The sequence below is a fragment of the Streptomyces sp. NPDC059456 genome, assembly GCF_042750055.1.
Classification (GTDB): domain Bacteria; phylum Actinomycetota; class Actinomycetes; order Streptomycetales; family Streptomycetaceae; genus Streptomyces.
Genome location: NZ_JBHYVA010000425.1, coordinates 1 through 7,451 on the forward strand (window position 1 = coordinate 1; position 7,451 = coordinate 7,451).

General features: G+C 72.2%; 6 protein-coding genes. 1 reads left to right on the forward strand and 5 read right to left on the reverse strand.

The features are described 5' to 3' along the window. Positions 1–19: 19 nt before the first annotated feature. From ACFXA3_RS29045 to bldG, 4 genes are all read right to left on the reverse strand, one after another. Complete coding sequence (locus ACFXA3_RS29045) at positions 20–583, reverse strand: small secreted protein (protein WP_385191477.1); 564 nt, start codon at positions 581–583, stop codon at positions 20–22. 175 nt (positions 584–758) lie between these two features. Next, positions 759–3,167 (reverse strand): sodium-translocating pyrophosphatase, encoded by a 2,409-nt coding sequence (locus tag ACFXA3_RS29050; RefSeq protein WP_385191478.1) that lies wholly within the window; start codon positions 3,165–3,167, stop codon positions 759–761. A gap of 349 nt (positions 3,168–3,516) precedes the next feature. After that, positions 3,517–3,957 carry an ATP-binding protein gene (locus tag ACFXA3_RS29055; protein ID WP_385191479.1) on the reverse strand — a complete coding sequence of 147 codons (441 nt, stop codon included), beginning with the start codon at positions 3,955–3,957 and terminating at the stop codon, positions 3,517–3,519. Positions 3,958–4,077: 120 nt separating this feature from the next. After that, a complete protein-coding gene (gene bldG / locus ACFXA3_RS29060; protein ID WP_030152678.1) occupies positions 4,078–4,419 on the reverse strand; it encodes an anti-sigma factor antagonist BldG in 342 nt (113 codons plus the stop codon). A gap of 81 nt (positions 4,420–4,500) precedes the next feature. Between bldG and ACFXA3_RS29065 the strand changes: the two genes are divergently transcribed. Beyond that, entirely contained in the window at positions 4,501–6,957 is a 2,457-nt protein-coding gene (locus ACFXA3_RS29065) for a DEAD/DEAH box helicase (protein WP_385191480.1), read from the forward strand. Positions 6,958–7,210: 253 nt separating this feature from the next. Here the strand turns inward: ACFXA3_RS29065 and ACFXA3_RS29070 are convergent. Then, a partial coding sequence (locus tag ACFXA3_RS29070) for an Rv3654c family TadE-like protein (protein WP_385191481.1) occupies positions 7,211–7,451 on the reverse strand: 241 nt, incomplete at its 5' end.

A 7,451-nucleotide genomic window follows, 5' to 3' on the forward strand; every position in this document is an offset into this window, starting at 1 on the left:
GTCCACTGCCTCACCTGCCTCACTTCGCCGGCGACGGCGCCGTGACCTGGCAGCCCTTCTGACTGTTGATCGCCTTGTCCAGGCCGCCCGTCTTGAGCGTGCTCAGCGCGTCCTTGCCGCCCTGGGTGGCCGCCTCGAGTCCGTCGGCCACCTCCTTGATGCCCGCGGCGAACTTCGTCTGGTCCGACGTGTCCAGGCCTTCCATCTTCGTCTTCAGGTCGGCGTAGCCCTTGGACGTCGCCGCGAAGCCCTTGACCGCGGCGTCCTGGGTCGTCTGGCCGTCCTTGACCGGCGGAACTCCCGCCCCCTGCAGGGCGGTCCCCATCGCCTGGTACGCGCCGGACATGCTCCCGAACGCCGCCGAGTCGGTCGTCTGCACCTCTTGGGGCTTGCTGCTCTCGGTCGCCACCCGCTTGATGTCCGCGTTCGCGGTCTCGATCTTCTTCAGCTCGGGCTGCCACTTGTCGCAGACCTTCTTGGCCCAGGCGTTGGCCTTCTCGTCCCCGTCGTCACCGCCGCAGCCGGACAGCACGAGCATCAGTACCGCACCGCCGGACACCGCGGCCGCAAACTTCTTGTTCACCGGATTGGTCCCTTCGAAGGCTCTCGGCCCCGGAAGATACACGTCCGCCATCCGGGCACGCACAAAGGCGGACAGACGACGCGTCAGTCCGCGCCGCCTGTCCGCCGTTCAGTCGCACCGTCGAGTCCGGGGCCCGGATGGGCCCGCCGGGTCCCTTCCGGGGTCGCCCCTGAGGTCAGGAGACCGCCGCGGGGTCGGCCTGCTGGGTGACCCGCTCGGCGGTCGCCGCCTCGCCCTCGGTCTCGTCCCCGACCGCGATGCCGCGGCGCTTGGAGAGGTACACCGCGCCGATGATGACGGCGATGGCGAGGACCGCGACGATCGCGCGGACGGTGGCGCTCGTGTCCGCGCCGTAGCTGAACTGCACGACCGCCGGGGCGATCAGCAGCGCCACCAGGTTCATGACCTTGAGCAGCGGGTTGATCGCGGGGCCCGCGGTGTCCTTGAACGGGTCGCCGACGGTGTCGCCGATGACGGTCGCGGCGTGGGCCTCGCTGCCCTTGCCGCCGTGGTGGCCGTCCTCGACGAGCTTCTTCGCGTTGTCCCACGCACCACCGGAGTTGGCGAGGAAGACCGCCATCAGGGTGCCGGTGCCGATGGCGCCCGCGAGGAACGAGCCGAGCGCGCCGACGCCGAGCGAGAACCCGACCGCGATCGGCGTCAGGACGGCGAGCAGGCCGGGCGTGGCGAGCTCGCGCAGCGCGTCCTTGGTGCAGATGTCCACGACGCGGCCGTACTCGGGCTTCTCGGTGTAGTCCATGATCCCGGGGTGCTCGCGGAACTGGCGGCGCACCTCGTAGACGACGGCGCCCGCGGAGCGGGAGACGGCGTTGATGGCGAGGCCGGAGAACAGGAACACGACCGCCGCGCCCAGGATCAGGCCGACCAGGTTGTTGGGCTGGGCGATGTCCAGGCTGAGGTTCATCTCGCCCGCCTTGGCCCCGACCTGCTTGATCGCGCCCGCGATGGCGTCGTTGTACGAGCCGAACAGCGCGGCCGCGGCGAGCACGGCGGTGGCGATCGCGATGCCCTTGGTGATGGCCTTGGTGGTGTTGCCGACGGCGTCCAGGTCGGTCAGCACCTGCGCACCGGCGCCCTCGACGTCGCCGGACATCTCGGCGATGCCCTGGGCGTTGTCGGAGACGGGCCCGAAGGTGTCCATGGCGACGATGACGCCGACGGTGGTGAGCAGGCCGGTGCCGGCCAGGGCCACCGCGAACAGCGCGAGCATGATCGACGTACCGCCGAGCAGGAACGCCCCGTACACGCCGAGGCCGATGAGCAGCGCCGTGTAGACGGCGGACTCCAGGCCGACGGAGATGCCGGCGAGGACGACGGTGGCCGCGCCGGTCAGGGAGGACTTGCCGATGTCCCGGACGGGACGGCGGTTGGTCTCGGTGAAGTACCCGGTCAGCTGCTGGATCAGGGCCGCGAGCAGGATGCCGATCGCGACGGCGACCAGGGCCAGGATGCGCGGGTCGCCGGAGTGGTTGGTGATCGAGGGGTTCTCGACGCCGACGAGGTCCTTGTAGCTGGCGGGCAGGTAGGCGAAGACGGCGACGGCGACCAGGGCCAGCGAGATCACGGCGGAGATGAAGAAGCCGCGGTTGATGGCGGTCATCCCACTGCGGTCGGAGCGGCGCGGGGAGACCGCGAAGATGCCGATCATGGCGGTGACGACGCCGATCGCGGGGACGATCAGCGGGAAGGCCAGGCCCAGGTCGCCGAAGGCGGCCTTGCCGAGGATGAGCGCGGCCACGAGGGTGACCGCGTACGACTCGAAGAGGTCGGCCGCCATGCCGGCGCAGTCGCCGACGTTGTCGCCCACGTTGTCGGCGATGGTCGCGGCATTGCGCGGGTCGTCCTCCGGAATGCCCTGCTCGACCTTGCCGACCAGGTCGGCGCCGACGTCGGCGGCCTTGGTGAAGATGCCGCCGCCGACGCGCATGAACATCGCGATCAGGGCGGCGCCGAGGCCGAAGCCCTCCAGGACCTTGGGGGCGTCGGCGGCGTAGACCAGGACGACGCAGGAGGCGCCGAGCAGGCCGAGGCCGACGGTGAACATGCCGACGACACCGCCGGTGCGGAACGCGATCCGCATGGCCTTGTGCGCGACGTCGGTCAGGTCCTTGGCGGGCTCGCCCTCGGCGGGGGTGGCCTCGCGCGCGGCGGCGGCGACGCGGACGTTGGCGCGGACCGCGAGCCGCATGCCGATGTAGCCGGTGGCCGCCGAGAAGAGGGCGCCCACGAGGAAGAAGGCGGAACGCCCCGCCCGCTGGGTCCAGTCGTCGGCGGGAAGCAGGAAGAGCAGGAAGAACACGACGACGGCGAAGATGCCGAGGGTGCGCAACTGCCGGCCGAGGTAGGCGTTGGCGCCTTCCTGGACGGCGGCGGCGATTTTCTTCATGTTGTCGGTTCCCTCGTCCGCGCCCAGGACCTGGCGGACCAGGATCTGCGCGACGACGAGTGCGGCAAGTGCCACGGCCGCGATCACCATGACGATGAGCCGATTGTCATCGGTGAGTACTGCGGCTGCCAGATCGGAGTTTCCGATCGGCGCGTTGGGGGTGAAGAGCCCCGTCATTCGTCCTCCTTGACGTGATGAGCTCAAGATGTGGACGGATTGTAGGGAGCTCTTCCCGATCAAAACAGTGCGCAGGAAACGGAATTGGCCTGCTCTTGCTCCTCAGCAATAGATCGCGTCACTCCATTACCCCCGAAAGAAGTAATGGGGCAAAGGCATTGACGGCTGATCATCGATCTAGGAAATGCCGAACGGGTATGAAAAAAGGCCCTGCTCAGCAGGGCCTTGATTAAGATCGGAAGAATCTCCGGACCATGGCGTCACGCGGATGGATGCGACCGCCGGGCCACGCGGGATCCGCTGCGGACCACGCGAGGTGCGCCGCGGGCCACGCGAGATCTGCCGCGGACTACGCGAGATCCGCCGCGCCGGACACGGGCCAGCTCATCCGGATGGTCCCGCCGGCCTCCCCGCTCGTCACCTCGACGTCGTCGACGAGTCCGCTGATCACCGCGAGGCCCATCTCGTCCTCGGTCTCGGTGTCCGGGTCCAGGGCGGCGTCGAGCCCGGGCACGGCGCCTTCGGGGCCGCCGGCCGGTCCGGGCACCTCGTCGCCGACCTCGATGGAGAACGACTTCTCCTCCTCGGTCAGAACCACCCGGACGGGCGCGGTCAGACCGTTGCTGAGGTGCAGACCGACGGCGCGCGAGCAGGCCTCGCCCACGGCGAGGCGGACCTCGTCGAGCACGGCTTCGTCCACGCCGGCCCGCCGCGCCACGGCAGCCGCGACGAGGCGGGCCGTCCGGACGTGTTCGGGCTGGGCGCTGAAGCGCAGTTCAACGATGGCCATGCGCGTCCCCCTCGGACTACGGGCGTGCCTTACAGGGGCCCGGACCGCTTCGGCCCGCGCCCCCGCTCCTGCTCCTCGGCTCCCCCGCGGCGCCTCACGGCGCCCCGGGGGGCGAAGCCGTCAGTCGGTGGCGGCGACGGCGTCTTCCACCGTCGTGTGGATCGGGAACACCTTCGTCAGACCGGTGATGCGGAAGATCTTCAGGATGCGCTCCTGGTTGCACACCAGACGCAGCGAGCCCTCGTGCGCACGGACGCGCTTGAGACCTCCCACGAGCACACCAAGCCCGGTGGAGTCGAGGAAGTCCACTCGCTCCATGTCGACAACCAGGTGGTAGCTGCCGTCGTTCACCAACTCGACCAACTGCTCGCGCAGCTTGGGCGCGGTATACACATCAATCTCGCCACCGACCTCCACGACCGTGCGGTCGCCGACAGTGCGAGTCGACAGGGACAGGTCCACGGATCCTCCAGCACCTTGCTATCGAGCGGCGCCCCCCAGGGGCCTCCCCACCCGTAGGCAGGGGAGGGATTGGCTGCCGCGATGGCATTCAATCACTTACCGGCAGGCGCGCACGACGCCTTCGGACCATTGTCCCGCACGCCGGTGACACACTCGGTTCCAATGGCCAATACTCACCGTCCCGGTCGGCCCACGGCACCCGAGGACCCACGACCCACTCCCGGCACGGTCCTGGACCGGCTCTCACGGGGGCCTTCCCGACCTGCGCGCATCACCCATACGGAGCACTTGCCCCCTCGGGAGGGCCGTCATGCAGTCTGGCCCGACCGCATCCGAACGGATGTCGTGGCGGCGATTCGGGCCGCGGGTATCGAACATCCGTGGGAACACCAGGCCGCGGCCGCCGAGCACGCCCTGGACGGCGAGTCGGTGGTCGTCGCCACCGGCACCGCCTCGGGCAAGTCGCTGGCCTACCTCGCCCCCGTCCTCTCCGCCCTCGCGGACGGGGCCGAGGCCCCGAACGGGCGCGGCACGACCGCCCTCTACCTGGCCCCCACCAAGGCCCTCGCGGCCGATCAGCGGCGCGCCGTGCGGGAGCTCGCCGCCCCGCTGGGCAACGCGGTCCGGCCGGCGGTCTACGACGGCGACACGCCGGTGGAAGAACGCGAATGGGTGCGCCAGTACGCGAACTACGTGCTCACCAACCCCGACATGCTGCACCGGGGGATCCTGCCCGCCCATCCCCGCTGGTCCTCCTTCCTGCGCGCGCTGCGCTACGTGGTCATCGACGAGTGCCACACCTACCGGGGCGTATTCGGCTCCCACGTGGCCCAGGTGCTGCGCCGGCTGCGGCGGCTGTGCGCCCGCTACGGCTCCGATCCGGTGTTCCTGCTGGCCTCCGCCACCGCGAGCGACCCGGCGGCCGCCGCGTCCCGGCTGACGGGCGTCCCGGTCACCGAGGTGGCCGACGACGCCTCCCCGCGCGGCGAGGTGGTCTTCGCCCTGTGGGAGCCGCCGTTGCTGACCGAGCTGCGGGGCGAGAAGGGCGCCCCGGTGCGCCGCACCGCCACGGCCGAGACCGCCGACCTGCTGACCGACCTGGTCGTCCAGGGGGTCCGCACGGTCGCGTTCGTCCGCTCCCGGCGCGGGGCGGAACTGATCGCGGTGATCGCGCAGGAGCGGCTCGCCGAGGTGGACCGGTCCCTGCCCGGGCGTGTCGCGGCCTACCGGGGCGGCTACCTGCCGGAGGAGCGCCGGGCCCTGGAGCGGGCCCTGCACTCCGGCGAGCTGCTCGGGCTGGCCGCCACCACCGCCCTGGAGCTGGGCGTGGACGTCTCGGGCCTGGACGCCGTCCTGATCGCCGGGTACCCGGGCACCCGGGCCTCCCTGTGGCAGCAGGCGGGCCGGGCCGGGCGCTCGGGGCAGGGCGCGCTGGCCGTGCTGATCGCCCGGGACGACCCGCTCGACACGTACCTGGTCCACCATCCGGAGGCCCTGTTCCGCCAACCGGTGGAAGCCACCGTCCTGGACCCGGACAACCCGTACGTCCTGGCCCCGCACCTGTGCGCGGCCGCCGCCGAGATCCCGCTGACGGAGGCGGACCTGCCCCTGTTCGGCCCGGCGGCCGCAGAGCTGGTCCCGCAGCTGGAGGCGGCGAAACTGCTCCGGCGCCGGGCGACGGCCTGGCACTGGACCCGCCGGGAGCGGGCCTCGGACCTGACGGACATCCGCGGCGGGGGCGGCCGCCCGGTCCAGATCGTCGAGGCGGCCACGGGGCGCCTGCTGGGCACCGTGGACGAGTCCGCCGCCCACACCGCCGTCCACGACGGGGCCGTCCACCTCCACCAGGGCCGCACCTACCTGGTGAAACGGCTGGACCTGGAGGACTCGGTCGCACTGGTCGAGGAGTCCAGCCCGCCGTTCTCGACCACCGCCCGCGACACCACCTCCGTCTCCGTCCTGGAGACCGAGACCGAGATCCCGTGGGGCCCGGCCCGGCTCTGCTTCGGCTCGGTCGAGGTGACCAACCAGGTCGTCTCGTACCTGCGCCGCAAACTGATCACCGGCGAGGTGCTCGGCGAGGCCAAGCTGGACCTGCCGCCCCGCACCCTGCGCACCCGGGCCGTGTGGTGGACGGTGACCGAGGACCAGCTCGACGCGGCCCGGATCAACCCGGAGATCCTCGGCGGCGCCCTGCACGCCGCCGAGCACGCCTCCATCGGCCTGCTCCCGCTGTTCGCCACCTGCGACCGCTGGGACATCGGCGGGGTCTCCGTCCCGCTGCACCCCGACACCCTCCTGCCGACCGTGTTCGTCTACGACGGCCACCCGGGCGGCGCCGGATTCGCGGAGCGCGCCTTCCACACGGCCCGCGCCTGGCTGACGGCGACCCGCGACGCGATCGCCGCCTGCGAATGCGAGGCCGGCTGCCCGTCCTGCATCCAGTCCCCCAAGTGCGGCAACGGCAACGAACCGCTCCACAAACGCGGCGCGATCCGCCTCCTGACCCGCCTCCTCGCGCAGGCCCCACCCCCCTGACGACCGGCCGTCGGCCAGATCCGCCGGCCCGGACCGGTCCGCGCCGGCAGGGGTCCGGGGCGGTCTGCGCGGAGCCCGCGGTCTGGTGCCGGGCGACGCCGGGCCCGCCCGGATCAGACGGCGGGCACCGGCGGGGCCCTCCGGGTGAGGCAGTCGGCACCGGCGAGGCCCTCCGGGTGAGGCGGTGGGCCCGCCCGGATCAAGCGGCGGCCAGCGGCGGGGCCGTCCGGGTGAGGCGGTGGGGCCGTCCGGGTCAGTCGGGGGGCAGCGGCGGGCCCGCGCGGGCTCTGATCGTCGGCGTGAAAGGGCCCGTCGCGGGGCGGGCCGCCACCTCGGCCACCTCGCCCCCGACGGTGCAGGCGGTCACGGCCGCCCCCTGGGCCGCCGCGACCCGGCGGGCCGCGGCGCAGGCCGGCTCCGGGCCGTGGGTCCACGTCGCGGCTGCCGCGAGGGCCGCCAGATCGGCGGCCGCCGCCGCGCGGTGACGGCGCACC